Annotated in this window: 27 protein-coding genes; 10 read left to right on the top strand and 17 right to left on the bottom strand. The window is 72.5% G+C overall.

The features are described from left to right. Positions 1-39: 39 nt before the first annotated feature. The 3 genes from rpsO to truB form a co-directional block, all read right to left on the bottom strand. Positions 40-309, bottom strand: a complete 270-nt coding sequence (gene rpsO, locus ACIA47_RS22630) for a 30S ribosomal protein S15 (RefSeq protein WP_030337594.1) — start codon at positions 307-309, stop codon at positions 40-42. Positions 310-508: 199 nt separating this feature from the next. Further along, on the bottom strand, positions 509-1438 hold the full coding sequence (locus tag ACIA47_RS22635) for a bifunctional riboflavin kinase/FAD synthetase (RefSeq protein WP_196921595.1): 930 nt from the start codon (positions 1436-1438) through the stop codon (positions 509-511). A 76-nt stretch (positions 1439-1514) separates the two neighbouring features. Beyond that, positions 1515-2399, bottom strand: coding sequence for a tRNA pseudouridine(55) synthase TruB (truB, locus tag ACIA47_RS22640; RefSeq protein ID WP_396710417.1), 885 nt, complete (start codon positions 2397-2399; stop codon positions 1515-1517). Positions 2400-2593: 194 nt separating this feature from the next. Between truB and ACIA47_RS22645 the strand changes: the two genes are divergently transcribed. Further along, a complete protein-coding gene (locus ACIA47_RS22645; RefSeq protein WP_396710418.1) occupies positions 2594-2896 on the top strand; it encodes a hypothetical protein in 303 nt (100 codons plus the stop codon). Between the two features lie 194 nt (positions 2897-3090). Next, positions 3091-3897, top strand: coding sequence for a hypothetical protein (locus ACIA47_RS22650; RefSeq protein WP_396710420.1), 807 nt, complete (start codon positions 3091-3093; stop codon positions 3895-3897). A 21-nt stretch (positions 3898-3918) separates the two neighbouring features. Here ACIA47_RS22650 and ACIA47_RS22655 read toward each other — a convergent pair whose 3' ends face one another. From ACIA47_RS22655 to rimP, 10 genes are all read right to left on the bottom strand, one after another. Beyond that, positions 3919-5244, bottom strand: a complete 1326-nt coding sequence (locus tag ACIA47_RS22655; RefSeq protein ID WP_396710422.1) for an MATE family efflux transporter — start codon at positions 5242-5244, stop codon at positions 3919-3921. 612 nt (positions 5245-5856) lie between these two features. Further along, positions 5857-6066 carry a DUF6186 family protein gene (locus tag ACIA47_RS22660; RefSeq protein ID WP_181548655.1) on the bottom strand — a complete coding sequence of 70 codons (210 nt, stop codon included), beginning with the start codon at positions 6064-6066 and terminating at the stop codon, positions 5857-5859. After that, positions 6066-6473, bottom strand: coding sequence for a hypothetical protein (locus ACIA47_RS22665; RefSeq protein ID WP_350859803.1), 408 nt, complete (start codon positions 6471-6473; stop codon positions 6066-6068). Before ACIA47_RS22665 ends, ACIA47_RS22660 begins: the two co-directional genes overlap by 1 nt. A 101-nt stretch (positions 6474-6574) precedes the next feature. Beyond that, positions 6575-7624, bottom strand: a complete 1050-nt coding sequence (locus tag ACIA47_RS22670; RefSeq protein ID WP_396710424.1) for a bifunctional oligoribonuclease/PAP phosphatase NrnA — start codon at positions 7622-7624, stop codon at positions 6575-6577. Then, a complete protein-coding gene (gene rbfA, locus ACIA47_RS22675; protein WP_396710426.1) occupies positions 7621-8121 on the bottom strand; it encodes a 30S ribosome-binding factor RbfA in 501 nt (166 codons plus the stop codon). Before rbfA ends, ACIA47_RS22670 begins: the two co-directional genes overlap by 4 nt. 126 nt (positions 8122-8247) lie before the next feature. Further along, complete coding sequence (locus tag ACIA47_RS22680) at positions 8248-8544, bottom strand: DUF503 domain-containing protein (protein WP_091400377.1); 297 nt, start codon at positions 8542-8544, stop codon at positions 8248-8250. A gap of 91 nt (positions 8545-8635) precedes the next feature. Beyond that, on the bottom strand, positions 8636-11659 hold the full coding sequence (gene infB / locus ACIA47_RS22685; protein WP_396710429.1) for a translation initiation factor IF-2: 3024 nt from the start codon (positions 11657-11659) through the stop codon (positions 8636-8638). Between the two features lie 93 nt (positions 11660-11752). Further along, entirely contained in the window at positions 11753-12085 is a 333-nt protein-coding gene (locus tag ACIA47_RS22690; protein WP_396710431.1) for a YlxR family protein, read from the bottom strand. Positions 12086-12101: 16 nt separating this feature from the next. Continuing rightward, entirely contained in the window at positions 12102-13145 is a 1044-nt protein-coding gene (gene nusA / locus ACIA47_RS22695) for a transcription termination factor NusA (protein WP_396710433.1), read from the bottom strand. Further along, positions 13142-13834: a ribosome maturation factor RimP gene (gene rimP, locus ACIA47_RS22700; RefSeq protein WP_396710435.1), complete on the bottom strand. Its 693-nt coding sequence runs from the start codon at positions 13832-13834 to the stop codon at positions 13142-13144. The genes nusA and rimP overlap by 4 nt, the downstream gene beginning before the upstream one ends. Positions 13835-14085: 251 nt before the next feature. On the opposite strand from rimP, the gene ACIA47_RS22705 reads away from it, so the two are divergent. The 7 genes from ACIA47_RS22705 to ACIA47_RS22735 all read left to right on the top strand — a co-directional run bounded on the left by ACIA47_RS22705 (position 14086) and on the right by ACIA47_RS22735 (position 20501). Beyond that, complete coding sequence (locus tag ACIA47_RS22705; protein ID WP_396710508.1) at positions 14086-14514, top strand: hypothetical protein; 429 nt, start codon at positions 14086-14088, stop codon at positions 14512-14514. Beyond that, a complete protein-coding gene (locus ACIA47_RS22710) occupies positions 14511-14948 on the top strand; it encodes a ferritin-like domain-containing protein (RefSeq protein WP_396710437.1) in 438 nt (145 codons plus the stop codon). The genes ACIA47_RS22705 and ACIA47_RS22710 overlap by 4 nt, the downstream gene beginning before the upstream one ends. 52 nt (positions 14949-15000) lie before the next feature. Beyond that, positions 15001-15603 carry a PadR family transcriptional regulator gene (locus ACIA47_RS22715; RefSeq protein WP_396710439.1) on the top strand — a complete coding sequence of 201 codons (603 nt, stop codon included), beginning with the start codon at positions 15001-15003 and terminating at the stop codon, positions 15601-15603. Beyond that, on the top strand, positions 15576-16334 hold the full coding sequence (locus tag ACIA47_RS22720; RefSeq protein ID WP_112586536.1) for an ABC transporter ATP-binding protein: 759 nt from the start codon (positions 15576-15578) through the stop codon (positions 16332-16334). The genes ACIA47_RS22715 and ACIA47_RS22720 overlap by 28 nt, the downstream gene beginning before the upstream one ends. Continuing rightward, entirely contained in the window at positions 16331-19105 is a 2775-nt protein-coding gene (locus tag ACIA47_RS22725) for an FtsX-like permease family protein (protein ID WP_396710442.1), read from the top strand. Before ACIA47_RS22720 ends, ACIA47_RS22725 begins: the two co-directional genes overlap by 4 nt. Positions 19106-19179: 74 nt before the next feature. Beyond that, complete coding sequence (locus ACIA47_RS22730; protein ID WP_396710444.1) at positions 19180-19680, top strand: nitroreductase/quinone reductase family protein; 501 nt, start codon at positions 19180-19182, stop codon at positions 19678-19680. Positions 19681-19772: 92 nt separating this feature from the next. After that, entirely contained in the window at positions 19773-20501 is a 729-nt protein-coding gene (locus ACIA47_RS22735; protein WP_112601981.1) for a nucleotidyltransferase domain-containing protein, read from the top strand. Between the two features lie 6 nt (positions 20502-20507). Here ACIA47_RS22735 and ACIA47_RS22740 read toward each other — a convergent pair whose 3' ends face one another. Further along, a complete protein-coding gene (locus ACIA47_RS22740; RefSeq protein WP_091400358.1) occupies positions 20508-21221 on the bottom strand; it encodes a VIT1/CCC1 transporter family protein in 714 nt (237 codons plus the stop codon). Then, a complete protein-coding gene (gene map, locus ACIA47_RS22745) occupies positions 21218-22075 on the bottom strand; it encodes a type I methionyl aminopeptidase (protein WP_396710447.1) in 858 nt (285 codons plus the stop codon). The genes ACIA47_RS22740 and map overlap by 4 nt, the downstream gene beginning before the upstream one ends. Positions 22076-22170: 95 nt before the next feature. Here map and ACIA47_RS22750 point away from each other — a divergent pair, with 95 nt between their 5' ends. Beyond that, a complete protein-coding gene (locus ACIA47_RS22750) occupies positions 22171-22485 on the top strand; it encodes an STAS domain-containing protein (protein WP_396710449.1) in 315 nt (104 codons plus the stop codon). A 24-nt stretch (positions 22486-22509) separates the two neighbouring features. On the opposite strand, the gene ACIA47_RS22755 is transcribed toward ACIA47_RS22750, so the two are convergent. Then, entirely contained in the window at positions 22510-26169 is a 3660-nt protein-coding gene (locus ACIA47_RS22755) for a SpoIIE family protein phosphatase (protein ID WP_396710451.1), read from the bottom strand. A 191-nt stretch (positions 26170-26360) separates the two neighbouring features. Further along, positions 26361-26912 carry a pyridoxamine 5'-phosphate oxidase family protein gene (locus ACIA47_RS22760; RefSeq protein WP_396710453.1) on the bottom strand — a complete coding sequence of 184 codons (552 nt, stop codon included), beginning with the start codon at positions 26910-26912 and terminating at the stop codon, positions 26361-26363. Between the last annotated feature and the right edge of the window lie 9 nt (positions 26913-26921).

Here is a 26921-nt window from a genome sequence, read left to right on the forward strand (position 1 = left end):
GGTACGGGGGAGCGGCCGTCCGGCCACTCCCCCGTCACGTCACCGGCGCAGACCGAGCCGCTCGATGAGCGACCGGTAGCGGGCAATGTCCTTCTTCTGGACGTAGTTGAGCAACCGACGGCGCCGGCCGACCAGCAGCAGCAGCCCACGGCGGCTGTGGTGGTCGTGCTTGTGCACCTTCAGGTGCTCGGTCAGCTCGGCGATCCGCTTGGTGAGGACCGCGACCTGGACCTCCGGCGAACCGGTGTCGCCCTCGGCGGTCGCGTACTCCGCGCGGATGCTGGCCTTGGCTTCCTGATCGAGCGCCATGTTCTCCCTGTTTCGATGGGTTGATCAAGTGGGTGTCCGTCGCCCCGATGGACCGGGAACGGACCGGTACCTCGCACCCGCGGCGTCGAGCAGGCACGCGAGGCCCCACGCCGGTCACCCGACGTCCCGGCAAGACTACCAGCACTCGCCGGTAACACCCGGCGAAGGGCCTAGGTGGCGGCCCGTCACCCCACCACGATCAGGCCAGTACGCGCCGGGTGCGCTCGACGTCCTGATTCATCTGGGCGATCAACGGCTCGATCGAGTCGTACCGGATCTGACCACGCAGGTGCGCCACGAAGTCCAGGGCCAGCCGCTCTCCGTACAGGTCGCCGGAGAAGTCCAGCGCGTACGCCTCCACCCGCCGCTCCCGGCCGGAGAAGGTCGGGTTGGTGCCCACGGACACCGCCGCCAGCAGCGGCTCGTGCTGGCCTCGGCGGATCAGCCGGGCCGCGTACACGCCGTCGGCGGGCACCGCCGCGTACCGGTGGCAGAGCAGGTTGGCGGTGGGGAAGCCCAGTTCCCGGCCCCGCTGGTCGCCGCGGACCACGACGCCCTCCACCCGGTGTGGGCGGCCCAGCGCGGCGGCCGCCGCGCCCACGTCACCCGCGTCGACGCAGGACCGGATGTACGTGGAGGAGAAGACCGTGCCGGCCTCGGCGACCAGCGGGGCGCCCTCCACGCCGAAGCCGAACGTCTGACCCAGCCGTTCCAGCAACGCCACGTCACCGGCGGCCCGGTGCCCGAAGCGGAAGTTGCCGCCGACCACCACCAACGCCGCGTGCAGGTGCTCGACCAGGACGTCGTGCACGAACTGCTCGGCCGGCACCCGGGAGAACTCCGGGGTGAACGGCACCACGCAGAGCACGTCCACGCCGAGCGCCTCGATCAGCTCGGCCTTACGGGCCGGCTCGGTGAGCACCGCCGGGTGCGAACCGGGGCGGACCACCTCGGCCGGGTGCGGGTCGAAGGTGACCACCACCGACTGCACGCCCAACTCGCGGGCCCGGGCCACGGCGTGCCCGATCGTCGCCTGGTGCCCCTTGTGCACGCCGTCGAAGACGCCGATGGTGACCACCGAGCGTCCCCACCCGCCGGGCGCCGCGTCGTAGCCCCGCCACCGCTGCATGCCGTTCCTCTCTGCTGTCCCGCCGGCCGGCGGGTCGACACCGCCGGCTGCGGGCCGGCGGACCTGCGCCGCGCTGTCAGGCCGGTGCGAGCACGATCTCCGCGCGGGCCCGCCCGTCCCGCTCGCTGACGATAGCGATCAGGCCGCCGGCCGGCCCGAAGACGGCGTACGGCCCGGTGAGGCCGGCCGGGTCCAGTGGCCCACCGTGGGCGAGCACCCGGGCCTCGTCCGGCGTGGCCTCCCGGCGCGCGAAGAACCGATCGGCCGCCGCGTCCAGTGGCAGGTTCACCACGTCCGGGGCGCGCTGCTCCAACTCGTCGAGCGTCGCCGCCTCGGCGAGGGTGAAGCCACCCACAGCGGTACGCCGCAGCGCCGTGAGGTGCCCGCCGACGCCGAGCGCCAGGCCGGCGTCCCGGGCGATGGCCCGGATGTACGTGCCGGAGGAGCAGGTCACGTCCACGTCCACGTCGACCACGTCCGGCTCGATGCGACGGATCGCCAGCACCTCCAACCGGGAGATGGTGACCCGCCGCGCCGGCAGCTCGACGCTCTCCCCGTCGCGGACCCGCTTGTACGCCCGCTGCCCGTCGATCTTGATGGCGCTGACCGCGCTCGGCACCTGGTCGACCTCGCCGCTCAGCCCGGCCAGCGCCGACCGGATCGCGTCGTCGGTGACCTGCCCGGCCGGCACGGTGGCGGTCACGTCGCCCTCGGCGTCGTCGGTGACTGTGGTCTGGCCTAGCCGGATGGTGCCGGTGTAGCTCTTGCCCGCGCCGATCACGTAGGTCAGCAGCCGGGTGGCCCGGCCGACACCGATCACCAGCACGCCGGTCGCCATCGGGTCGAGGGTGCCGCCGTGCCCGACCCGTCGGGTCTTCGCCAGTCGGCGGATGCGCGCCACCACGTCGTGCGACGTCATGCCGCCGGGCTTGTCGACCACGATCAGACCATCGGTGCTCACGTCGGCCAAGCCTGCCAGATGGCACCCACCCCGCAGTGCGTGGGCACGTTCCGGGTGACCCGAGCCTCCGCACTCGTTTGTCGGGACGAGGCGTGCATTCGACGGTTTGTCGAGCGGGCAACCGGCCGACCCCTGCGGATGCGAAGATCATCGACCCGCCCAGCCTCCGCCTTTCGATCAGATCAGGACCGTCGATGACCTCCGACCGACCTCCGGGCCACGATCACCGCGCTCGGGTCGATCTTCCGGACTGGATGCGGCATCCGACGCCGAAGCGGCGGACGCCAGCACGCTACGTCGACGACCTGATCGAGAGCTGGCCGGCGCTCCGGGCCACCCGCCGGGCGGTGTGGCACTGGCGCGACCGGACCCGGTGGAGCGAGTCGCATCCGAACCTCGTCGCCGTGCTGTCGTTCGTCGTTGCCGCCGTCCTCGGGACCGCGTTGGTGACCGGCGCCTACTACCTGCTCGCGCTGGCCGCCAGCAGCGAATCCTGACGGAGGAGCCATGGAGAACACGTCGCCGGAGCCGGTCGACCCGTCGCCGCCCGTGGCGGTCGCCGAGGTCAACCCGGTGCAGCTGCCGGGAGTGGCTGCGGTCATCGCAGACCGAGCACCAGCCCACCGGTTGGGACCGGATCCGCTTCTTCTCGGCCCGGCACAACGGGGCGCTACTGCTCGGCTTCGGCCTGGTGCTGACTCTGCTGATGATCATCGGCGGGGTGGTGTTGATCGGTCGGGTCGCCGACGGTGTCAGCGCGTCCGCCTCGGCGAGCCCCACGCCAACCCCCACCCCTCCGGTCAGCAGGGTCGGCGAGCCAAGAGACCTGTTCGCCGGGTCGCCGGCGGCCTCCTTCGCGCCGGGTGAAAATGCCGTGCAGATGCCGGCGGCCAAGGGCACCGGGCCGTTCACCGCGGCCCAGGTCCGGAACGCTTTGGAGTCGGTGCGTAAGGCATTGATCGAGAGCCGGCTCGACATCTCGATGTTCATGGGCGACCCAGAGCCGTTCCTGGCGCTGCTCGCCCCGGACGCTCGCGAGCGGCTCCGGCCGGACTTCTCCAGCAACAGCTTCCTGCGGTACGCGACCCGGATGGCGTCGCCGTCGGACTGGGAGCCTGGCGCCCGAGCCGACGGCCGGATCAGTTACCGGGCCACCGAGGAGAAGGGGATCCGGCTGCTGGAGGTGTCCACGGAGTTCGTGTGGGCGTACCCGTTCGACGTGGACCTGCGGGCACCGGCCGGAGCCGGCCTGGTGGCGGTCCGCGACCGGGTGGTCTGGCAGGTGCCGCACCCGGACGACGTGCAGACATCCTCCAGGGGCCTGTGGATCGGTTCGGCGGAGGCCGTCACCTGGAACGCGGACTGCGCACAACTGCGGGACGGCTGGGTCCGGGAGCAGTACTGGTTGGCTGACCTGCACGGGAAGCGGATACCCGCCGGTGATCCGGGCACGATCTTCGACCTCGACGCGCCCGCGCCGACCACAATGCGCTGCTGACCGGCGTGCCCCGCCGACCGGTCAGCGGACCGCGCCGGTCACCGCCCACCTGCCGTTGCGCAGTCGCAGCAGCAGGGCGACCAGCCGGATCACCACGAACACTGTGAGCCCGGCCCAGATGCCGCCCAGCCCGAGGTTGAGCGCGTACGCCAGCCAGATGGCCGGCAGGAAGCCGCCGAGCGCCGCCACGATGGTGAGGTTGCGCAGGTAACGCACGTCACCGGCGCCGATCAGCACGCCGTCGAGGGCGAAGACCACCCCGGCCAGCGGCAGCATGACGACGAACCACGGCCAGGCCACCATGGCCTGCTCGCGTACCCCCTGATCGGAGCTGAACCACGACGGCACCACGCCGGCGCCGGCGGCGACGAGCAGCGCGAAGCCCACGCCGCAGACGCCGCCGAGCAGCCCGACCCGGCGGGCGAGCGCCCGCGCACCCGCGTCGTCGCCCGCACCGAGCGCGGCACCGACCAGCGACTGCGCGGCGATGGCGAGGGCGTCGAGCACCAGCGCGGTGAAGAACCAGAGTTGCAGGGCGATCTGGTGGGCGCCGACGGCGGCGGCGCCGAAGCGGGCGGCAACGGCGGTCGCGGACAGGAAGCTGGCCTGGAACGCCAGCCCACGGATCAGCAGGTCGCGGCTGAGCACCAGTTGTTGGCGGATCACGCGGGGTTGGGGTCGCAGCGACACCCGCTCGCCGACCAGGGCGGCGGCGAAGAGCACCCCGCAGAGCGTCTGCGCTACGACGTTCGCCACGGCCGAGCCGACCAGACCCAGCCCGCCGGGGTAGACCAGCAGCGGGCAGAGCAGCGCGGAGAGCAGGTTGGGGCCGAGCACGAAGAGCAGGGGGCGGCGAGTGTCCTGCACGCCGCGCAGCCAGCCGTTGCCGGCGGCGGCGAGGAGCAGGCCGGGAGCGCCGAGGGCCGCGATCCGCAACCATTGGGCGGCGGCGTCGGCGACCTCGCCACCACCACCGGCGAGGGTACGCGCGAGCGCGCCACCGCCGATCTGCATGCCGACCGCGATCAGCAGACCGACACCGAACGCCAACCAGGACGACTGGACGCCCTCGGCGACCGCGGCGGCCCGGTCACCCGCGCCGAAGCGGCGGGCCGCGCGGCCGGTGGTGCCGTAGGCGACAACGGTGCCCACCCAGGCGGTGAGCGTCATGACCGTGCCGCCGACGGCGAGCGCGGCGAGCGGCACCCGGCCGAGGTGACCGACCACCGCGGTGTCGACCAGCACGTAGAGCGGCTCGGCGGCGAGCACCACGAGGGCCGGCAGGGCGAGACTGGCGATCCGACGCGGCGAGACGGGTCGGTGGGCGGTGGCGGCGGTCTGGCTCATCGCCGCCGATCCTGGCACGACGATGGTAAGGATCGCAATCCCGCCCAGCACTTACCCGGTCGCCGGGCGGCCGGTCGGCAGTTGGACCGGCCGGGGGCGAGTGACTCTGGTCAGAGGCTTTGGAGCTGATGTCGCAGACGAATCGCGTAGCGATGTCGCAGACGAATCAGCTCCAAAGGCACGACATGAGGCGTCCGCCTCCTCCGGCCGCGCCGACCCGACGGGAATCAGCGCCGGACGGGTCGGATCACTGCCGGGTGTCCATCGACGTCTGCAGCGCGCGGCGGGCCTGCTCGCGGGCGTCGTCGGTGGTGGTCTCGGGCTTGGGCTTGTTCGGCATGGTGGCGCTCCTCTTCCCAGGGCGTGGGCCGCCGACACGCGGCAACCCTCACGGGCGGTCCTGCTGAGCGCCCCACGGCGGTCCGGGGTTACCGGAGCAGCCGACTGGGCAGCGCGAGCCCGGGTCGATCCGACCCTGGAGGGAGGCGGCGCGGGGTGTGGCACCACCGCCCATGACCTGCACCGCTACGCGGCACCGGCCTTCTCCCAAGTTATCGTTCAGGTCCACATACTGCTTACGGTTCCCGCCATTTGGACGGTCGGCAGCCCGGCTCAGCGAGCCAGGAAATGCCAGCCCAGCCACCACCAGAACCCGAACAGACCGATCCGGCCCACCGGCACCGAACCGACCTCGTAACGCATCACATAGGCACAGACCTCGCCCAGGGTGGGGATCCGTGACCCCTCCCGCCGGGCCATCCACTCGACCACCGCGAAGAGGATCAGCGCGGCGAGGAAGCCGCCGATCGCGAGCGCGCGCATCATCGCCGCACCAGCCCCCAGAAGGCGGCCAACCAGGCGAACCAGACCGCCGACCGGGTCAGTTGATCCTCCAGGAGAGGATCGGCCAACCGGGAGAAGGTGGGGAAGTCATCGCCGGCAGCCAGCACGAAGGTCACGCCCTCGAAGACCCCGAAGACCACCACCGGCACCGCCCACCAGGCCGCCCCCGTGCCCAGCCGGCGCGGCGCCGGCCGACGGGGCACCCGGTTGCTCAGACCGAGCCAGATCAGCACCCCGCCCGTCCCGAGGGTGAACAGATTCGCCTCGGTGGAGAAGGACGCGAACCGGCCACCGACGAGCGACAGGCAGACGAGGACGGGAACGGAGACGGCGGGCCGGTCCCAGGCCCGGGGGGCCTCCACGGTGAGGTCGTGCGGCTGCTCCATCCCGCAATTCTTCCCGGTATCACGGAACGCGGGAAGACCAACACTCCCCGGAGCTGACCCTGATCTTCCGGACCGACGGATCGATGGCGGCCGAAGGCGCGTCAGCCGATCAGCGCCGCGTCCAGCTGACCCCGGATCGACTCGACCACCTGCTCGACGGTGCCCCGGCCGGTGAACCCGGCCGCGAACGTGTGCCCACCACCGCCCAGCGCCACCGCGACCCGGCTGACGTCCACCGCGCCCTTGCTGCGCATCGACACCGCCCACTCGGCGGGCCTGGTCTGCTTCACCACACAGCTCACATCCGCCTCGGCGGTGCAGCGCACGGAATCGATCAGGGCCTCCAGCACGTACGGCCGCTGATCGTGCCGGGCCAGGTCGTCGAGGGTGGCGAAGGTCCAGACCAGGCCCCGACCTCCGGCGGCGGCCGGCTCCAGTTGAGCCCGGCCGAGCACCTCACCGAAGAGGCGGACCGCGCCGAAGGGCCGGGTGTCGAAGACCCGCCGGGAGATGTCACCCGGCGAGATGCCGGTCGCCAGCAGCCGAGCGGCCATCTGATGCACCGCCGGAGTGGTCGCCTCGAACCGGAACGAACCGGTGTCCGTGGTCAGCGCCACGTAGAGGCACTCGGCGATGGCCGGATCCACCACCACCCCGAGCCGGGCCAACAGTTGCTCGGCCACGACCGACGTGGCCGCCGCACCCGCGTCGACCAGGTTGACAGTGCCGAAACCCGGGTTGGAGGCGTGGTGGTCGAGCACCAGCGCCGCACCCGCCGACGACAGCCGCCCGGCCAACTCGCCGAGACGCGACTCGCTCGCCGCGTCGAAGCAGATCACCAGATCGGGCGCCGGGTCGGCGGTGTCCGCCGGGACCAGCAGGTCCAGCCCCGGCAGCCCCCGGAACGGCTCCGGCAGCTCCGGCGGCCCGGGAAAGGTCGCCTGCACGTCGCGTACGCCGAACTGCCGCAGGCCCAGACCGAAGCCGAGCATGCTGCCCAGGGCGTCGCCGTCCGGATTGATGTGGCAGATCAGCAGCACCCGGGCGGTGGGCGGGAGAGCCCGCACCAACGCCTCGGCCGCGGCCCAGTCCGCCTCGGCGGGGCCGAGCCCGGCTGCCCCGGCGAACGGGGCGCTGGCGGTGCTGGTCACCGAGTTTCCCCACCCCGGGGGGTCTCCTTGACGTCGGTGGCCTCGTCGGCCTCGTCGGCCTCGTCCGTCTCGTCCGTCTCGTCGTCCACCCGGTACGGCTGGGCCTCGCCCGCGTACTTCGCCTGGGCGGCGAGCCGCTGCACCTCGGCGTCGGCGTTGCGAGCGGCGGCGAGCAGGTCGTCGATGTGCTTGACCTGGTCCTGCACGTCGTCGAGGACGAATGTGAGGGTCGGCGAGTGGCGCAGCCCGAGGGCCTTGCCGACCGTGCTGCGCAGCAGCCCCTTGGCGCTCTCCAGCGCCGCCGCGGTGTCCGCCTGGGCCACCGAGTCACCGAGCACCGTGTAGAAGACCGTCGCGTCACGCAGGTCAGCGGTAATCCGGGCATCGGTGATGGTGATCATCCCGAGCCGCGGGTCCTTGATCTGGCTCCGCACCACCGACGCGACCAGCTCACGCACCCGTTCCGCGTGCCGGCGTACCTTGGCCGGATCAGACATCTCGCCACCTCCACGGCGTCCTGCTTCCGGCCGACCCGGCGGCCCGCAGGCCGCCGGCCGACCGGCCAACATCTCGAACATTACCTTCGGGGCCGCTCCGGTCGCCCGGCACAGCCGGCACGATGGTCAGTCGTCGTCCACGCCGTAGAGCCGGCGTCGAACCGACAGCAACTCGACCTCGGGGCGATTGGCCACCAGGCGCTCACAGGAGTCGAGCACCTCGCGGACGTGCGCCGTCTCGGCGGCCACCACGGCCACCGCCAGCTGCGCTCGACCATGCAGATCGAGCGCACCCACCTCGGCGGCCGACACCTCGAAGCGGCGCAGCGCCGCCACGATCGGCCGTACATATGATCTCTTGGCTTTGAGCGACCGGGAGTCGCCCGGCAGCAGCAGGTCGAAGACCGCGGTTCCGGTGAACATCGCCCCGGACGATACCGCCAACCCGCCCCGCATGATCAAGGGGTTTACGCCGAGTCGGCGTAAACCCCTTGATCAGCGTGTCACTGCCGGATCAGGCGCGAACCTTCTCCCGCATCTCGAAGGTCTCGATGACGTCGCCGACCTGGACGTTGTTGTAACCACCCAGAGTCAAACCGCACTCGAAGCCCTCGCGGACCTCGGTGGCGTCGTCCTTGAACCGCTTGAGCGAGGTGATCGTGAGGTTGTCCGCTACGACCGCCCCGTCCCGAAGCAGGCGAGCCTTCGCGTTGCGTCGGATGATGCCCGACCGGACGATGCAACCGGAGATGTTGCCGATCTTGGACGAGCGGAAGACATCGCGGATCTCCGCGCTGCCCAGCTCGGCCTCCTCGTACTCCGGCTTGAGCAGGCCCTTGAGCGCTGCCTCGATCTCCTCGATGGCCTGGTAGATGACGGTGTAGTACCGGATCTCCACGCCCTCGCGGTCGGCCATCTCACGGACCTTGTTCGAGGCCCGCACGTTGAAGCCGATGATCGTGACCGGCTCGGACGAGGCGCTCGCGAGCATGACGTTGCTCTCGGTGATCGCGCCGACGCCCCGGTCGAGGACCTTGAGCTGGACCTCCTCGGGGATGTCGAGGTTGAACAGCGCGTCCTCGAGAGCCTCCACCGAACCGGAGACATCGCCCTTGAGGATGAGGTTGAGCGAGGTCTTCTCGCCCTCCTTGAGCTGCTCCATGAGCGTCTCGAGGGTGGCCCGACCACGGGAGTTGGCGAAGGACGCCGCCCGCCGCCGTGCCTGCCGCTGCTCGGCGATCTGCCGCACCGTGCGGTCGTCCGCCGCGGCCAGGAACGTGTCTCCCGCGCCGGGCGGCGCGGTCAGACCCAGCACCATGACCGGACGCGCCGGCCCAGCCTCGGTGAGCTGGTTGCCGTTCTCGTCGAGCATGGCCCGGACCCGGCCGTGCGCCCCACCGGCGACGATCGAGTCGCCCGCCCGCAGAGTGCCCTTCTGCACCAGCACCGTCGCCACCGCACCGCGACCCTTGTCCAGGTGCGCCTCGATGGCCACACCCTGAGCCGGCCCGTCGATCGGAGCGGTCAGCTCCAGCGACGCGTCGGCGGTCAGCAGGACGGCCTCGAGCAGTTCCTCGATGCCGATGCCCGGCTTGGCTGCCACGTTGACGAACATGGTGTCGCCGCCGTACTCCTCGGCGACCAGGCCGTACTCGGTCAGCTGCTGGCGGACCTTGTCCGGGTTGGCGTCCGGCTTGTCGACCTTGTTGACCGCGACCACGATCGGCACGTCGGCCGCCTTGGCGTGGTTCAACGCCTCGATTGTCTGCGGCATCACACCGTCGTCGGCCGCGACGACCAGGATCACGATGTCCGTGACCTGGGCGCCACGAGCACGCATGGCGGTGAACGCCTCGTGACCCGGGGTGTCGATGAAGGTGACCGCCCGGTCCTCGCCCTCGTGCGGGACGTGGACCTGGTAGGCACCGATGTGCTGGGTGATGCCACCGGCCTCACCGGCCACGACGTTCGCCTTACGGATGGCGTCGAGCAGCTTGGTCTTACCGTGGTCGACGTGACCCATGACGGTCACCACCGGCGCACGGCTGACCAGACGCTCCTCGGCCACCTCCGCGTCGAGGTCGATGTTGAACTGCGCGAGCAGCTCGCGGTCCTCGTCCTCCGGGCTGACGATCTGGATGTCGAAGCCCAGGTGCTCACCCAGCAGGTGCAGGGTGTCGTCAGAACAGGACTGGGTCGCGGTCACCATCTCGCCCAGGTTGAACATCTCCTGGACCAGCGAACCCGGGTTGGCGTTGATCTTGTCCGCGAAGTCGGACAGCGAGGCGCCACGGGAGAGCCGGACGATCTGACCCTGACCCCGGGGAGCACCCGAGCTCATGGTCGGAGCCGACAGATTGTCGAACTCCTGTCTGCGCTGCTTCTTGGACTTGCGACCGCGCGTCGGCCGACCACCCGGACGCCCGAAGGCACCCGCGGCGCCGCCGCCACGGCCACGACCGCCCGCACCCGGACGACCGCCGCCACCGGCCGGACCACCCGGACGGAAACCGCCACCGGGAGCACCCGCACCGCCGCCGGGACCGCCACGGTAGCCACCGCCACCGCCGGCACCCGCGCCGCCACCAGGGCCGCCTCGGTAACCGCCACCGCCGCCGCCGGCACCACCGCCGGGACCGCCACGGAAGCCACCGCCACCGCCACCGGGACGACCAGCGCCACCGCCACCGGGGCGACCAGCGCCACCGGGACCGGGGCGACCGGCAGCCGGACGCTGACTCGGCATGGACGCCGGGCTGGGCCGCGGCGGCATGGAGTTCGGGCTCGGCCGCGGCGGCATGCCCGCCGGGCTGTTGGGCCGAGGGCCACCCGCACCGGCGGCCGGGGGCCGCTGCTGCTGGCCACCCTGGATGCCGAACGGGTTGTTACCGGCACCGCGCGCCGGCGGACGACCGCCCGGACGGGCACCCGGACCGGGAGCCGGCGTGCTCGGACGAGCTGCCGGCGAACCGGGACGGGGCGGCATCGCCGCAGGACCCGGCCGAGGGCCGGGGCGGTTACCGCCGTCTGCCGGAGGCTCCCGGCGAACGGGGTTGTCCCGCTGCTGCTGGCGGGCGGCCTGCGCGGCCTTGACCGCGGCCTCCTGCTCAGCCTTCAGCGCGGCGGCACGCGCCTCCGCGGCCGCCACCTCGATGTCGTGGGCACTCGCCGGCTTGGCGACCGGGGTCGCCGTCTGCGGGGCACCGGGAACCGGACCCTTGGGCTTCGGACCGGGTGCCGGCGCGGCCGGCCGCCGAGGCGGCATCGGCTTGGCCGAGACCCGGGGCGCGCCCGGGGCCGGGGTTGGCGTCGGGGTCGGGTTTGAAGCCGGCGTCGACGCGGGCGCCGACGGGGCGGCCGGAGCCGGGGCTCCGGCGGACGCGACGAATGCGTTACGCAGCCGCCGGGCGACGGGCGCCTCGACGGTGCTGGACGCGGACTTCACGAACTCGCCCATTTCCTTCAGCTTGGCGAGAACGGTCTTACTCTCGACCCCGAGCTCTTTTGCAAGCTCGTGTACGCGGGCCTTGCCTGCCACTGCACTCCTCACTCCGAGGTCGTGCGGGCAGCACCCGCAGCGACCTCACTCGTGCACTTGAAGCCTGGTCATTTCAGGGACTTCATCGTGTGCTCATGTCGGTCGTCCTACCCTGCTAGCGACCCTCGCCCGGTCGGGATGACCGGACGTAGTGGTTGGCGCATCGACGTGCTCCGCCAGCGCACCGTGGTCGAGGACCTCGGTGCTGCGCAGCGCACGCCCGAAGGCGCGGCGCCGCACCGCCAGCGCGAAGCAGGCCGGATCCGGGTGCATGTTCGCTCCCCGACCCGGCAGCCTGCGGCGCGGATCAGGCCGGAGACTGTGACCAGCCTCGTCCCTGACCGCGACGATCCGCAGCAATTCGCTGGCCGGCGCACGTTGCCGGCAACCCACACAGGTGCGCTCCGGCTGCGCGCGTCGTACCACTGGAGGAAGTCTACCCCTAGCTCCCCGAGATCGCGCTGCCCGGCTCCCGCACGTGATCAGTTACCCCACGCGCGGCCGGCGCGGCCTGCTCCGCATCGGAACGAATGTCGATCCGCCAACCGGTCAATCGGGCCGCGAGTCGGGCATTCTGCCCCTCCCGACCGATCGCCAGCGAGAGCTGGAAGTCGGGAACGGTTACCCGGGCGGCCCGGTTGGCCAGGTCGACCACCTCGACCCGCAGCGCCTTGGCCGGCGACAACGCGTTGCCGACGAAGGTGCCCGGGTCGTCCGACCAGTCGATGATGTCGATCTTCTCACCGTGCAGTTCGCTCATCACGGCACGCACCCGCTGACCCATCGGGCCGATGCAGGCGCCCTTGGCGTTCACCCCGGGGGTGGTGGAGCGGACGGCGATCTTCGTGCGATGGCCCGCCTCACGGGCGATCGCGCCGATCTCGACGGTGCCGTCGGCGATCTCCGGCACCTCCAGCGCGAAGAGCTTCTTGACCAGAGCCGGGTGCGACCGGGACAGGGTGATCTGCGGCCCGCGCATGCCCTTGGCCACGTGCACCACGACGCAGCGGACCCGCTCGCCGTGCGCGTACCGCTCGCCGGGCACCTGCTCGGACTGCGGCAGCACGCCCTCCAGCTTGCCCAGGTCGACGCTGACGATGCCCTTCTCGGTACGCGTCTCGTGCGCCTGCACCACGCCGGTGACCAGGTCACCCTCGCGGCCGACGTACTCACCGAAGTGCACCTCGTCGGTGGCCTCCCGCAACCGCTGGAGGATCACCTGCTTGGCGGTCATGGCGGCAATACGGCCGAAGTCGTGCGGGGTGTCGTCCCACTCCCGCACCAGGCTGCCGTCGGCATCCATCTCCTGCGCGTACACCAGGGCGGCGCCCGACCTGCGGTCGATCTCCACCCGGGCGTGCGGTTCGGCCCCGTCGGTGTGCCGGTAGGCGGTCAGCAACGCGGTCTCGATCGCCGCGAGAATCGTGTCGAACGGGATCTCCCGCTCGCGCTCGAGTGCGCGCAGCGCCGCGAGGTCGATGTTCACCTCTCCTCGTCCTCCACATCATCTTCGTCGTCGATGTCGTCTGAATCGTCGTCGATCTCGTCGGAATCGTCCGCGTCGTCGAACTCGTCGTCCGGCTCACCCAGCTCGGCGAGCCGGGTGAACTCGACCTGCACGCGGCCCGGGCCCAGCTGGGCGTACGCCCAGGCGGCGCGGCCGTCGTCGGTCTCCAGGTGCACGCCCTCGTCATCGGCCGCGACCACCCGGCCGGTCAGCTGACGGTCACCGGCGGGCTGCTCGCCCCGCTGGCCGGGAAGCGCGGCCGCGCCCCGGGCGGTGACCTTGACCAGTCGACCCACGTTGCGCCGCCAGTGGCGGGGCAGGGTGAGCGGCCGGTCGACGCCGGGTGAGCTGACTTCCAGCTGGTACTCGCCGGCGACGATGTCGCCACCGGTCTCCTCCGCGGCGTCCAGCGCGGCCGAGACCGCGCGGGAGACGTTAGCGACGGCGTCCAGGTCGATCCCGCCGTCGGTGTCCACCATCACCCGCACCACGTGGCGGCGGCCGGCCCGGGAAACCGACAGGTCCTCCAGGTCGTAGCCGGCGTCGTTGACCACCGGCTCGATCACGGCCCGCAGTCGGTCCCGCCGGGCGGCGAGGTCACCGCCGCGGGGGCCCGCAGCACCGCGGGGTCGACCCGTCGGCCTGGTGGCACGGCCACGCTGCGTCATCTCCGCACCCTCTCCCTGGTCGACGGGGACCGGTGGTCCCGCCATGCCGGCACGCCACCGGAGTGGACACGCCGGTGGTTGCGCAGAGCGTAACGCGCCTGCCCGGCGGCGGACCGGGCGGCGCACCGACGCCGGTGACCCCCGGACCGGCGCGGATGGTGTTGACTTGGCCGGTGGGGATCGGCAGAACGACACAGCGCGACCAAGCATCCGGACATTCCCGGCGAAAGCTCCTGAGTGCCGGGGCGCTGATGGTGCTCGGCGGCGCCCTGACGCCGCTGACCGGCTGTGATCTTTTCGACCGCGACGACCAACCAGCCCCGCCGCCCGACCCGCTGCGTCCGATGGTGGACGAGTCACTCGCGCTGGCCGCCGCGTACCGGGCGAGCGCGACCGCCCATCCCGAGCTCGCCGACCGGCTCAACCCGATCGCCGAGACACACACCGCGCACGCCACCGAGCTGGCCCGGGTGATCGGCGTGACAGTGCCGTCGGCAGCCGCCGCCCCGACCACCGCCCCGGCCGCCGATCCGAACGGCGCGCGCGCCGCCCTGCGGACGCTGGAGAAGACCGCCCAGCAGTCCGCCACCGCCGCCTGCGCCGCGGCGCCCGCAGAGCGGGCGGCACTGCTCGGGTCGATCGTCGCCGCCCGGGCAACTCACCAGGAGGCACTGAAGTGAGGCAGCCGTCCGCCGGGGAGGCACTCGCCTCCGCCCTGTCCGCCGAGTACGCGGCCATCTACGCCTACGGACGGATCGGTGTCCGGCTCAGCGGAGCGGCGCGGGACGCGGCACGCCAGGCGGAGGCCGCGCATCGACGTCGGCGCGACGCGCTGGTGGTGCAGCTCACCACGGCCGGCGGCGTCGTCCCGCCGGACCGCGCCGGGTACGCCCTGCCGTTCCCGGTCACCGACCGGGCCAGCGCCCTGCGGCTCGCCGCCGAGGTGGAAGAGCGCACGGCCGCGCACTGGCGGGCCGCCCTGGCGTCCACCACCGGCGCCGACCGGGACCAGGCGCTGACCGCCCTTGTCGAGTACGCGGTGCGGGCCACCCGGTGGCGCAAGACTGCCGGGCTGACCCCGCTGACTGTCCCGTTTCCCGGTCGACCGAGCTGAGCCGGTCCACTCCGGTTGCGGTCCGCATACCAGGTATGCATACTCCGTTGCCATGTCCATCCGTCACGGGTTGCTCGCCCTGCTCGAACGCGGCCAGATGTACGGCTACCAGCTGCGCGCCGCGTTCGAGGAGTCGACCGGCTCGACCTGGCCACTGAACATCGGGCAGGTCTACACCACGTTGTCCCGGCTGGAACGGGACGGTCTGGTGCGCCCGCTGCCGGAGAGCGAGGCCGGGCAGCGCCCGTACGAGATCACCGACGCCGGCCGGGCGGACCTGGCGCTGTGGTTCGCCACCCCGATCAGCCGTACCGACCGCCCCCGCGACGAGCTGGCGATCAAGCTGGCGCTGGCGCTGACCACCCCCGGGGTCGACGTGCGGTCGGTGGTGCAGGCTCAACGCAGCGCGACGATGCGGGCCCTTCAGGAGTTGACCCGGTTGAAGTACGGCAGCAACCGGCCGGAGGACCTTCCCTGGCGCCTCGTGCTGGACTCGATGGTGTTCCAGGCCGAGGCCGAGGTGCGCTGGCTGGACCACTGCGAGACCAGTCTGGTCCGGCACCAACCCAGCGGCCCGGCGCCTCCCGCTCCCCGACCGGATGAGGCCGACGCGCGGGATGCGGCTCGATGGGCCGGCGAGGAGGCAAGACGGTGAGCGGATCGGACGACGCGGTGCTGGAGCTACGCGCCGTCCACCGCACCCACGGCGCCGGGCCGGCGGCGGTGCACGCGCTGCGCGGCGTCAGCCTGGTCGTCCGGCCCGGCGAGCTGGTCGCCGTGATGGGGCCGTCCGGCTCCGGCAAGTCGACCCTGCTGGCTCTCGCCGGTGGTTTGGACCGTCCCACCGGCGGCGAGGTCCGGGTCGAGGGGCAACCGCTGGGGGCCCTGGACCGCCGCGGACTGGCCCAGCTGCGCCGCCGTCGGATCGGCTACATCTTCCAGCAGCTCAACCTGCTGGGCAGTCTGAGCGCACTGGAGAACGTGGCGCTCCCATTGGAACTCGACGGGACCAGCGGACGTCGGGCCCGCGCCCTGGCCATGGCCGCGCTCACCGAGGTGGGCCTGCCCGCGTTGGGTGACCGTTTCCCGGACCAGCTCTCCGGAGGGCAGCAGCAGCGGGTGGCGATCGCCCGCGCACTGGTGGGCGAACGCCGGCTGGTCCTCGCCGACGAGCCCACCGGGGCGTTGGATTCCCAGACCGGTGAGGCGGTGCTGCACCTGCTGCGCCGCCGGATCGACGCGGGGGCCGCCGGAGTGCTGGTCACCCACGAGGCGCGGCACGCCGGCTGGGCCGACCGGGTGGTGTTCCTCCGCGACGGCGTGCTGGTAGACACGACGGCACCGCTGGGCAGTGTCGAGCAGCTGCTGTCCGGCAGCGACCGGTGACCGTTCGCCGTCCGACGCGGGCCCCTGGTCGGGCCGACACCGCGACGCCCCGGCCGGTCGCGCCGCCCGCCCCGGTCGGCCGACGGCGGTTCGCCGAGCTGACCGGCTCCTGGCGGGCGGCGCTGCGGATCGCCCGGCGGGAGTCACGCCGGTCCCGGCGGCGGACCGCCCTGGTGCTCGCGATGATCGCCATGCCGGTGGCGGCGCTGGCCTTCCTGGCGGCGAGCTACGACATGGCCGAGCTGACCCCGCAGGAGCGCGTCGACCGCCGGCTCGGCGTGGCCGACGCGCAGCTGCAGTGGATCGCCAACGGCCCGGTGGGGCCGGACGAGTGGGGTGAGGGCTGGTACACCCGCGACGGCGAGCCCTCCGCGAAGGTCACCGCGGCCCAGCTGACGGCACTGCTCGGGCCGGGCAGCCGGGTCACCGAGGTGCGTCAGCACGTCCCGCTGAACCTGCGCGGCCCGCACCGCGACGAGGTAGTGAACGGTCGGGTGCTGGACCTTACCGATCCGCTGGCCCGCGGGCTGGTGCGGTTCCGGGCCGGCCGGGCGCCGCAGCAGCCCGGTGAGGTCGCGGTCAGTCCGGTGGCGCTGCGTCGCCTGGACCTGCGCCTCGGCCACGCCGTGGCCGCCGCCGACGGGAGCAGGGCGTACACAGTGGTGGGGGTGGTCGAGTTTCCCGACGACCTCGGACCGGTGATGGCGCTGCACCCGGGGGCCGTGCCATCGACCGGCCCGGAGGTGGACAGAGTCTGGCTGGCGGACGTGCCGGGCAGCGTCGACGCGGCGCTGGTGTCCCGGCTCAACGACCGTGGGGTCATGGTCACCGCGCGGCACCTCGGCTCGGCCACCGGACCGGACCGGACATGGCTCGGGTCGATCATGGGGGACAACCCGAACGACCTGAGCACCGGCGTCCTGATCGCCGGCCTCGGGCTGCTGGAGGTCGTCCTGCTGGTCGGGCCGGCCTTCGCCGTCGGAGTCCGTCGCCGTCGACGGGATCTGGCGCTGGTCGCGGTGGCGGGCGGGGACGCCGCCCAGCTTCGCCGGGTCGTGCTGGCCGACGGTGTGGTGTTGGGTGTGCTGGGGGCCGCCGCCGGCCTGCTGGTCGGCGTCGGCGCGGCGTTCGCCGGTCGCCCGCTGATGGAGCAGTACGTCTTCAGCGCCCGTTTCGGCGGCTACCGCTGCTGGCCGAGCGCGCTGGTCCTGCTCGGTGGCGTCGCGGTGCTGGCCGGTGTGCTCGCCGCGCTGGCACCGGCCTGGACCGCCGCCCGGCAGGACGTCAGCGCCGGGCTCGCCGGACGACGCACCCCGGCGAAGTCCCCGGGCCGGTGGTTGGCTCTCGGACTGGCACTGGTGGTCGGCGGGGCGGGGCTGGCGGCGTTCGGGGCCACCCGGACTTCGCCGGCGGTGGTTCTCACCGGGCTGATCCTCGGCGAGTTGGGCCTGGTCTGCTGCACGCCCACGCTGCTCGGGGTGCTCGCCCGCCTCGGCCGGGTGTTGCCGCTGGCACCACGGATCGCGCTGCGCGATGCCAGCCGCAACCGGGCAGCCGCGGCACCGGCAATCTGCGCCGTGATGGCCGCCGTCGCCAGCAGCGTCGCCCTCGGCGGATACCTGGCCAGTGACGACGCCCGCGACGCGCGCGCCTACCGGCCGGCGCTGCCGACCGGCCACGTGATGGTCAACCCGGTCGGATCGGCCGGGCAGCCCACGCTGGCCCAGATCACCGACGCGGCCCGGAATCAACTCGGGGTCGGCGCGGTCGCCCCGGTGCAGACACCGAGCTGCGGGGCGGGGCGCACCGGCTACTGCGACATCGCACCGGTGCTCCCGCTGACCCGGGCCTGCCCCTGGCAGCCCGGCGTTCAGCTTCCCGCGGCGCAGCGCCAGCAGGCCCGCGCCGATCCCCGCTGCCAGATCCGCGAGGCGGACTACTTCGGCGGCTACGTGGAACCCGGAGTCGACGACGGGACCGCACTCCCCCTGCTCACCGGCGTGGACCCGGCGACGACCGCCGCCGCCACGGCCGTGCTGCGCGCCGGCGGCGTGGTGGTGACCGACCCGCGCTACCTGCACGACGGCCTGGTGACCGTCCGGGTCAGCGAGGTGGACGCCGGGCCGGACCGGCCGATCACCGTCCACGATCTTCCGGGGTACGCGCTGCCCCGGGCGACCGGCCAGCCCCGTCTGCTGCTGTCCGCCGCCGCCGCCCGCCAACTCGGCCTGAGCTGGTCTCAGACCGGCTGGGTGATCGGCACCACGACCCCACCCGACGAGGAGCAACAGGCACGGTTCGCCGCTGTCCTGCGTCCATTCGGGACGCTGGCGCTGAGCGTGGAGAACGGCGGCGCCCCACGCGACGTCTCACCGTTGCTCCTGCTACTCGCGGCGGCGGCCGGACTGATCACCGTGGGGGCGGCCGGGATCGCCACCGCGCTCGCCGCCGCCGAGGGACGCGCCGAGCTGACCACCCTCGCGGCTGTCGGCGCGGCCCCAGCGGTACGCCGGCTGCTGGCGATCTGCCAGGCCGGGGTCATCGCCGGTCTCGGTTCGGTGCTCGGCATCGTGGCCGGTCTCGGCACCGCCGCGATCGTGCTGGTATCGGTGAACCGGCAGTACGCCAATGACTGGCCGGTATCAGATCCGTACCCCTTTCTGGTGCCGTGGCCGGCGCTCGGGGTCCTGGTGCTGGTGCCGGTGGTGGCGATGCTCGGGGCGGGCCTGTTCACCCGGGCCCGACTGCCGATCGAACGGCGGCTGGACTGACCGATCCGCCGGGCGACCGAAAGGGGACCGCGCAGGGGTGCCGCCGGGGCCTGGCGGCCGGCAGACTGATCGGCGTGTCAGTGCTCAGGAATGTCGTCCGTCGAGTCGGTCATCATCGCTGGTTCGGCGCCACCGCGCGCCTGCTGGTTCCGGCCGATCGGATGGTTGGTCGACTCACCCGGGGCCGGGTGGTCGCGCTCGGCCTGCTCCCCTCCCTGCTGATCACCACGACAGGCCGTCGCTCCGGCAAGCCCCGCAGCAATCCGCTGCTCTACGTGCCCGACGGCGACGCGTACGTGGTGATCGGCTCCAACTGGGGGCAGACCCACCACCCCGGCTGGGCGATGAATCTGCTCGCCGATCCCGCCGCCGAGGTGGACGTGAAGGGCCGACGGCTCGCGGTGCGGGCCGAGCGGGCCTCCGGCGCCGAACGGGACCGGTTGTGGCAGCTGCTGGTCACCGCCTGGCCCGCGTACCACACGTACGTGCAGCGGGCCGGCGGCCGGGAGATCCACATCTTCCGGCTGGCCCCGACCGGGCGCGGCGCGCCCGAAGCTCCGCCGTCGGCTGGCTAGGCTGACGCTCGGTAGCCAAAGCGAGGTGGTCCCGTGAGCGCGAGGCGTGAGCCGGGGTTGCGAGCCCCGCAGCCGCGAACAGAGCTGGTCCGGTGAGTGAGCTGGCCGGTGTCGACCGGGGCGTCGACGATCGACGGTGGACGGTCGCGGAGCGGGTCGCCGAGGCGGTCCGACGGCGGTTCCCGGCCGATGCGCTCGCGATCGCGGTGCACGGGCCTCTGGCGCACGGGGACGACGACGGCGGCGGGGACCGCGAGGCGGGAATGCTGGTGGTCACCTATCGGCCCGGGACGGGCCCGCCGCCGGCGACCCGGCGGGTGGACGGCGTGCTCGTCGATCTGACAGTGGCTGCCGCCGAGGACTACCTGGCCCAGGCCCGGGTGCTCTCCCCGCTCTGGCCGCTGACCGCCGACCGGTACGTCACCACGCAGGCCTTGCACGATCCGACGGGCTGGTTGCGGACGCTGCGCGACGAGCACCTCGGCCGGCTGGCTCGGGCCCGGCCGGCGGAGTTCAGCACCGCGGCCCGCCAGGCGTGGTACCGGGGCAGCGCGGCGCACTCCCGGGCGGCCCGGCTCGCCGAGTGGTACGAGACCGATCAGGCTCTGCTGATGCTCGGTGAGGCCCGGCTGGCGGCGGCCACTGTGAACGGTCTGCTGAGTCGCACCTACTTCCGTGACCCGGGGGACGCGGTGCGGCGCACCGGGTTGGCCGGCGCGGACATGACGGAGGTGGGTGTGGTGCTGGCCCGGCAGGCCGAGGAGTTGGCCGCCCGTGGTCGTGCGGTCGACGGCACGATCGACGAGCTGCTCAGCACCTGAGGCGCGTCACAGCCCGCCCGGTACGCCGATCAGCGAGCCGATCAGGTAGGTGGCGCCGGCCGCCGCGGCGCCCAGCAGCAGCTGGCGCAGCCCACTGGTCCACCAGGGACGGTGGGTGAAGCGGGCCACCACGGCACCGGCGGCGAACAGCCCGAGCCCGCCGACGGCGAGCGCCAGCCACAGTTCGGTGGCGCCGAGCAGGTACGGCAGCAGCGGGACCAGCGCGCCGATCGAGAAGAACAGGAACGACGAGATCGCCGCGGCCCACGGGCTGGGCTGGTCGTCGGGGTCCACGCCCAGCTCCTCGCGGACGTGCACCCGCAGCGCCTCCTCCGGGTCGCGCCGCACCGCCTCGGCGACCTGGGTGGCGAGGTCCCGGGGCAGGCCCCGGGCCACCCACGCGTCGGCCAGCTCCCGGGCCTCCGCCTCGGGGTGCCGTTCCAGTTCCCGTCGCTCCTTGGCCACCTCGGCGGCGACCTGCTCGTTGGCGGAGCGCACGCTGGTGTACTCGCCGAGGCCCATGGAGATCGCACCGGCGACGAGGCCGGCGCTGCCGGTGAGCACGATGCTGCGGGGCGACACCCCGCCGCCGCCGACGCCGGCGATCAGGGCGATGTTGGTGACCAAACCATCCATCGCGCCGAAGACGGCCGGGCGCAGCCAGCCGCCGGAGACGTCCGCGTGGTGCGCCTCGCGCAGCGCCGCTGGGGTGTCGGTCACGGCAGGGTCAGAATCTCGTGGCCGTCGTCGGTCACCACGATGGTGTGCTCGAACTGCGCCGTCCACTTCCGGTCCTTGGTGACCACTGTCCACCCGTCGTCCCACATGTCGTACTGGTAGGTGCCGAGGGTGATCATCGGCTCGATGGTGAACGTCATGCCGGGCTCCATGATGTCAGTGGGGCGCGGGCTGTCGTAGTGCGGCACGTAGAGGCCGCTGTGGAAGGCCTCGCCGATGCCGTGGCCGGTGAAGTCGCGGACCACGCCGTAACCGAACCGCTTGGCGTACGACTCGATGACGCGGCCCACCACGTTGATCTGGCGCCCCGGGGCGACGGCGCGGATGCCCCGCATCATCGCCTCATGGGTCCGCTCGACCAGCAGCCGGGCCTCGTCGCTGACCTCGCCGACGCAGAAGGTGGCGTCGGTGTCACCGTGCACCCCACCGATGTACGCGGTCACGTCGACGTTGATGATGTCGCCGTCGGTCAGGACCGTGGTGTCCGGGATGCCATGGCAGATGACCTCGTTGAGGCTGGTGCAGCAGGACTTGGGGAAGCCCTTGTAGCCCAGCGTCGACGGGTACGCACCGTGGTCGCAGAGGAACTCGTGCACCACCTTGTCGATCTCGTCGGTGGTCACGCCGGGCTTGCAGTGCTCGCCGGCGAGCTGGGTCGCCTGGGCGGCGAGCCGGCTGGCGATCCGCATCTTCTCGATGGTCTCCGGCGTCTGCACGTGCGAGCCACGCCACTCCCGCGGACCCGCCTTGCCCACGTACTCGGGTCGGGCGATCTGGGGTGGCACCGGTCGTATCGGGGAGAGCGTGCCTGGTGTCAGCGGCGGACGGACGGTCATGCCGCAAGCCTATCGCCGGAGCCGCTGGTGACCCGCGCCACGGCCGCCCGGTGGAGGTTGTTGCCCTGCCAGGGTGGCTGTGCCATGGTGTCAGCGTGGATCAAGGGGGAGCACCGCCCGTCTTCTCCGCCAGCGCCGAGATCGACGGTGACCACCTCCACGTCGTGGTGGCCGGCGAGGTCGACATGGCGACCGCGGACACGATGCTCCAGACGGCGCTGCGCGAGCCCGCCGGGAAGATCACTCTCGACCTGAGCGCTGTGACCTTCTTCGACTCGGCCGCCATCCACGCCCTGGTCCGGCTCGCCCAGCAGTTTCCGGGCAGCCTCACCGTTCGTCCGTCCCGGCAGGTCCGTCGGGTGCTGGAGATCTCCGGCCTCGGCGGGCAGGGCTGGCTCGGCCCGGCCTAGGGCGGGCCCCCGCCGGGCGCGCGGTCAGTCCTGCAACTGCCGGCGCAGCGTCACCTCGGTGCCCTCAGCGGTACGCCGTACCGACAGTTCGCCCAGCGCTCTGATCAGGGCCAGACCGCGACCCCGGAAGCCGGAGCCGGTCGACTCCCGCCACTGCCCGCTGTCGCGCACCGTGGCCGTCACCGTCCGACCCTCGATGGCCACCTCCACACTGATCATGGCCTCGGCGGGGTGGATCGGGTGCTCGATGGCGTTGGCGGCGGCCTCGGAGACGGCGACGGTCAGGTCGAACAGGTCGGTCTCGCCGACGGAGTGCGCGACCAGGAAGTCCTCCAGCCGCTTTCGCAGCACACTGAGCCGGGTCGGGTCCGCCGGTAGCCGCAGCGCGAAGCGGTTCAGCTCCGCCGCCTCGAGGGCGAGGACCGCCACGTCGTCGCGGCGTGGCCGCCCGGTGACCCGCTCGACCACCGCGTCGATCAGGTCCACCACGTGCTCACTCGGGGCGGCCGCGTCGATGCGGAGCTGGGCCAGGGAGGCGTCGATGCCGATCTGACGGTCCTCGATCAGCCCGTCGGTGTAGAGCAGCAGTCGACTGCCGGCCGCCAACTCGCCCTCGACCGACTCGTACGTCGCGTCCGGGAGGGCGCCGACCGGTGGGCCGAGCGCCCGGTCGTGCAGGAACGCCACGTCGCCTCCGGTGATCAACAGTGGGGACGGGTGCCCGGCGCTCGCATACCGCAGCCGACCGGTGCGGGGGTTGAACAGCAGGCAGACCACCGTCGCGAAGGATCGGCCCTCGGTGGAGCCGACCAGCCGGTTGAGCCGGGTCAGCGACTCACCCGGATCGAAGCCCTCCAGCACGTACGCCCGCAGCGCGTTGCGCAGCTGCCCCATCGCGGCGGCGGCCTGGACGCCCTTGCCGACCACGTCGCCGATGACCAGCACCAGGTCGTCGCCGTTCAGCGCGATCGCGTCGTACCAGTCACCGCCGACCTCGACGTCGGCGCTGCCGGGCAGGTAACGGCTGGCCACCACCGCGCCGGGCAGCTGTGGCAGCGACCGTGGCAGCAGGCTGTGCTGCAACGTGGTGGCGATGCGGTGTTCGGCTTCGTAGAGCTGGGCGTTCTCCAGTCGCACCCCGACGAGCCGGGCCAACTGGGTCAACGCGGCCTCGTGGGCCTGCGCGTCGTCGCCGGCCGGCCGCCAGACCCGCAGCTCGCCGAGCGGCTCGCCGGTGGAGCCGGTGAGCTCGGCCACGAAGGACGGGTCGGCGGCGGAGGCGCCGCCGGCATCCGCCTCGTAACGGTTGCCGGTCGCGGTGACCACCACCCGGGCGGCCTCGGCGAGGCTGAGCGCGTGCCGGGCGGCGATCTGGAGCACGTCGCCGGTGGATCGGGCGGTGTTCACGGCCACCGCCGCGTCGGCCAGCGCCCGCAACCGACGGATGATCTGCCCACGCAGCTGGCCCAGCTCCACGTTGGCCCGCACCCGGGCGATCAACTCCTGGCTGGCGAACGGCTTGGTGAGGTAGTCGTCGGCGCCGACGGCGAGGCCGGCGACGGCCTCCGCCGAGCCGGCGCGGGCAGAGAGCAGCACGATCGGCACATGCCGGGTACGCGGGTCCGCGCGCAGCGCGCCCACCAGCCCGAATCCGTCCAGCCGGGGCATCATCACGTCGGTGAGCACCAGGTCGAACCCGCCGTCGCGGGCCAGCGGCAGGGCAACCAGCCCGTCGCTCGCCGTGACCACCTCCCAGGTCGGGGAGAGCAGCCGGGTGACGTGCTCACGCAGGTCCGCGTTGTCGTCGACGACCAGGATCCGGCCAGCCGGAGCGCCCTTCGTCGGCCGGCTGTCGAACTCCGCCTCCGGCGCGACGCCGGTCCAGAGTGCGGTCTCCGCCACGTAGAGCCGGGCCTGCTCGGGCTCACCCTCGGGCAGCGGGCCAAACGCCGCCACCCGGTCCGCCGGCAGGTGCGCCGAGCCGAACGGAACGGTCACCGTGAAGGTGCTGCCCTCGTCGACCTGGCTGGTCAACCCGACCTCACCGCCGTGCATTTCGACCAGTTCCCGGACCAACGCGAGGCCGATGCCGGTGCCTTCGTGGGTGCGGGCCCGTACGCCGGGCACCCGGTGGAACCGTTCGAAGACGTGCGGCAGCTCGTCCGGCACGATGCCGATGCCGGTGTCCGTCACCTCCAGCCGGGCCGCACCCTCCACGGCCCGGATCCGCACCCGGATCTCTCCGTCGAAGGTGAACTTGACCGCGTTCGACACCAGGTTGAGGACGATCTTCTCCCACATGTCCCGGTCGACGAAGACCGGCGTCGGCAGCGGCGGACAGTCCACCACCAGTCGCAGCCCCGCCCGGTCGGTGGCCGAGCGGAAGGTGCTGGCCAGCCGGGCGGTGTAACCGGCGAGGTCGGTGGGCTGGTAGCGGGCGGCGAGCCGACCGGACTCCAGTCGGGAGAAGTCCAGCACGGTGTTGACCAGCTTGAGCAGACGCAGCGCGTTGCGGTGCATCATGGTGAGCCGGTTGGTCTCGGCGGCGGGCAGCTCCGGGTCGGCCAGCATGTCCTCCAGCGGGCCGAGCACCAGGGTCAGTGGGGTGCGGAACTCGTGGCTGACGTTGGCGAAGAAGTTGGTCTTCGCCCGGTCCAGCGCAGCCAGCTCGGCGGCGCGGGCCCGCTCCTGCTCGTACGCCCGCTGCGTCGTGAGCGCCCGGGAGATCTGGGCGGCGACCAGGTCGAGGAAGTTGCGGTAGTCATCACCGAGCGGCAGCTGGCGGGCCACGCCGACGACCAGCGCGCCGACCGTCTGGTTGGTCGCAGTGAGCGGCAGCGCGAGGGCCTGGTCGGCGGCGTCGACCGGCGGTGGATCGAACAGACTGGCCACCTCGACCGTGGCGGGCGCGCCGTCGGCGATCACCCGAGCCAGCACCTGCGACGCGATGCCGAGGGCGGGCGGGACGGCACAGGTGGACCCGGCCAGGGTGCGTTGGCCGTCGCCGTCGGCCAGGTAGATCAGGGCGAACGGAACGTCCGACCGACGCCGGGCGAGCACCGAGGCGGCGGTCCGGCCCAGTTCGGCGGCGTCGCTGATTTCGCTCAGCTCGGCGCCCAGTTCGGCCAGCGCCCGCAGCCGGCGCTCGCCGAGCACCCGCCCGGTGGTCTCGCTGACGATGCAGTAGACGCCACTGACCGAGCCGTCGTCACCTCGGATCGGGTCGTACGAGACGTCGAAGTAGGTCTGCTCGACGAAGCCGTGACGGTCCAGCAGGAAGGGATGATCCTCGCCCCGGTAGGAGCGCCCGGTGTTTCGGACGCTGTCGAGCAGCGGGCCGAGCACCGGCCAGGTCTCCGCCCAGTTCGCGCGGGCCGGTTGGCCGATCACGTCCGGGTGTTTGCCGCCGATGGTCGGCCGGTAGGCGTCGTTGTAGAAGGCCAACTGTTCGTCGCCCCAGAACATGACGATCGGCGCGCTGGAGGCGAGCATCATGCCGACCGCGTTGGAGAGCGCCGGAGGCCACTGACCGGGCTCACCCAACGGACCGGAGGACCAGTCGAAGGAGGCCAGCCGTTCGCCCATCTCGCCGCCGGCCGCGAACGCGGCCGCCAGCATCGGCGGGGTCTCGCGACCGGACCGGGCGGGATGCCCGATGTCCGCGCCCCCCTGGGCCGAGCTCATGCAGCCTCCCGCCCCGGCCGTACCCCTCGGCCGTTGATCTTCCCCGCTGTGCTCCGACTTGTACCCCAGCGGACCAGCAACGTAACGCATCACGAACGATGGACGCTGCTTACGTACGCCTGAGCAGTCGGGCACCGGACAGTGCGGTGGACGGCGGCGTCGAACGGCGGTGGCCGGAACGCTCTGACGAGTCAGAAGACCGGCAGTCCGTCGATGCTTGCCGCGTTCTTGGTGGCCCGGTAGGCGACCAGATCATCGGCGCTGCGGCGAGAGTGTGAGGTGAGTAACAGATCACGTTCGGCCCGGAAGTCCATCAGTGGCACCGCGTATCCGCAGGAGTCACTGACCCGCTCCACCTCGACGGTGATGACCGCCCGGACGGCGTGCACGTCCGGCGGCGTGGGAAACTCGGCGAGCCGATCGGCGAAGGCGTCCTCGGTGACCGCGACGCTGCTGCCCCGACCGTGCAACCGGACGATCTTCGGCGGGCCGTCGAAGGCACAGAACATCAGCGTGATCCGGCCGTTGTCCCGCAGGTGGGCGATGGTCTCCGCCCCACTGCCGTGATAGTCGAGGTAGGCCACCCGGTGCGGGCCGAGGATCACGAACGTGCCCCGCATGCCCTTCGGAGACACGTTGACATGCCCCTCGACCCCGGACGGGGCGGTCGCCACGAAGAAGAGCGGCTGCGCCGCGATGAAGTCACGCAGTCGACCGTCGATCTCCGGATATGCCTTGCCCATGCGCCGATC

The organism is Micromonospora sp. NPDC051227 (assembly GCF_044455385.1).
Taxonomy (GTDB): domain Bacteria; phylum Actinomycetota; class Actinomycetes; order Mycobacteriales; family Micromonosporaceae; genus Micromonospora.

Bases quoted from the DNA above. Each gene is read 5' to 3' on its own strand.
- rpsO (WP_030337594.1), bottom strand. From the start codon at position 309: ATGGCGCTCGATCAGGAAGCCAAGGCCAGCATCCGCGCGGAGTACGCG.
- ACIA47_RS22635 (WP_196921595.1), bottom strand. From the start codon at position 1,438: ATGCAGCGGTGGCGGGGCTACGACGCGGCGCCCGGCGGGTGGGGACGC.
- ACIA47_RS22645 (WP_396710418.1), top strand. From the start codon at position 2,594: ATGACCTCCGACCGACCTCCGGGCCACGATCACCGCGCTCGGGTCGAT.
- ACIA47_RS22655 (WP_396710422.1), bottom strand. From the start codon at position 5,244: ATGAGCCAGACCGCCGCCACCGCCCACCGACCCGTCTCGCCGCGTCGG.
- ACIA47_RS22660 (WP_181548655.1), bottom strand. From the start codon at position 6,066: ATGCGCGCGCTCGCGATCGGCGGCTTCCTCGCCGCGCTGATCCTCTTC.
- ACIA47_RS22665 (WP_350859803.1), bottom strand. From the start codon at position 6,473: ATGGAGCAGCCGCACGACCTCACCGTGGAGGCCCCCCGGGCCTGGGAC.
- rbfA (WP_396710426.1), bottom strand. From the start codon at position 8,121: ATGTCTGATCCGGCCAAGGTACGCCGGCACGCGGAACGGGTGCGTGAG.
- ACIA47_RS22680 (WP_091400377.1), bottom strand. From the start codon at position 8,544: ATGTTCACCGGAACCGCGGTCTTCGACCTGCTGCTGCCGGGCGACTCC.
- rimP (WP_396710435.1), bottom strand. From the start codon at position 13,834: ATGACGCAGCGTGGCCGTGCCACCAGGCCGACGGGTCGACCCCGCGGT.
- ACIA47_RS22705 (WP_396710508.1), top strand. From the start codon at position 14,086: ATGGTGCTCGGCGGCGCCCTGACGCCGCTGACCGGCTGTGATCTTTTC.
- ACIA47_RS22715 (WP_396710439.1), top strand. From the start codon at position 15,001: ATGTCCATCCGTCACGGGTTGCTCGCCCTGCTCGAACGCGGCCAGATG.
- ACIA47_RS22720 (WP_112586536.1), top strand. From the start codon at position 15,576: ATGGGCCGGCGAGGAGGCAAGACGGTGAGCGGATCGGACGACGCGGTG.
- map (WP_396710447.1), bottom strand. From the start codon at position 22,075: ATGACCGTCCGTCCGCCGCTGACACCAGGCACGCTCTCCCCGATACGA.
- ACIA47_RS22755 (WP_396710451.1), bottom strand. From the start codon at position 26,169: ATGAGCTCGGCCCAGGGGGGCGCGGACATCGGGCATCCCGCCCGGTCC.
- ACIA47_RS22760 (WP_396710453.1), bottom strand. From the start codon at position 26,912: ATGGGCAAGGCATATCCGGAGATCGACGGTCGACTGCGTGACTTCATC.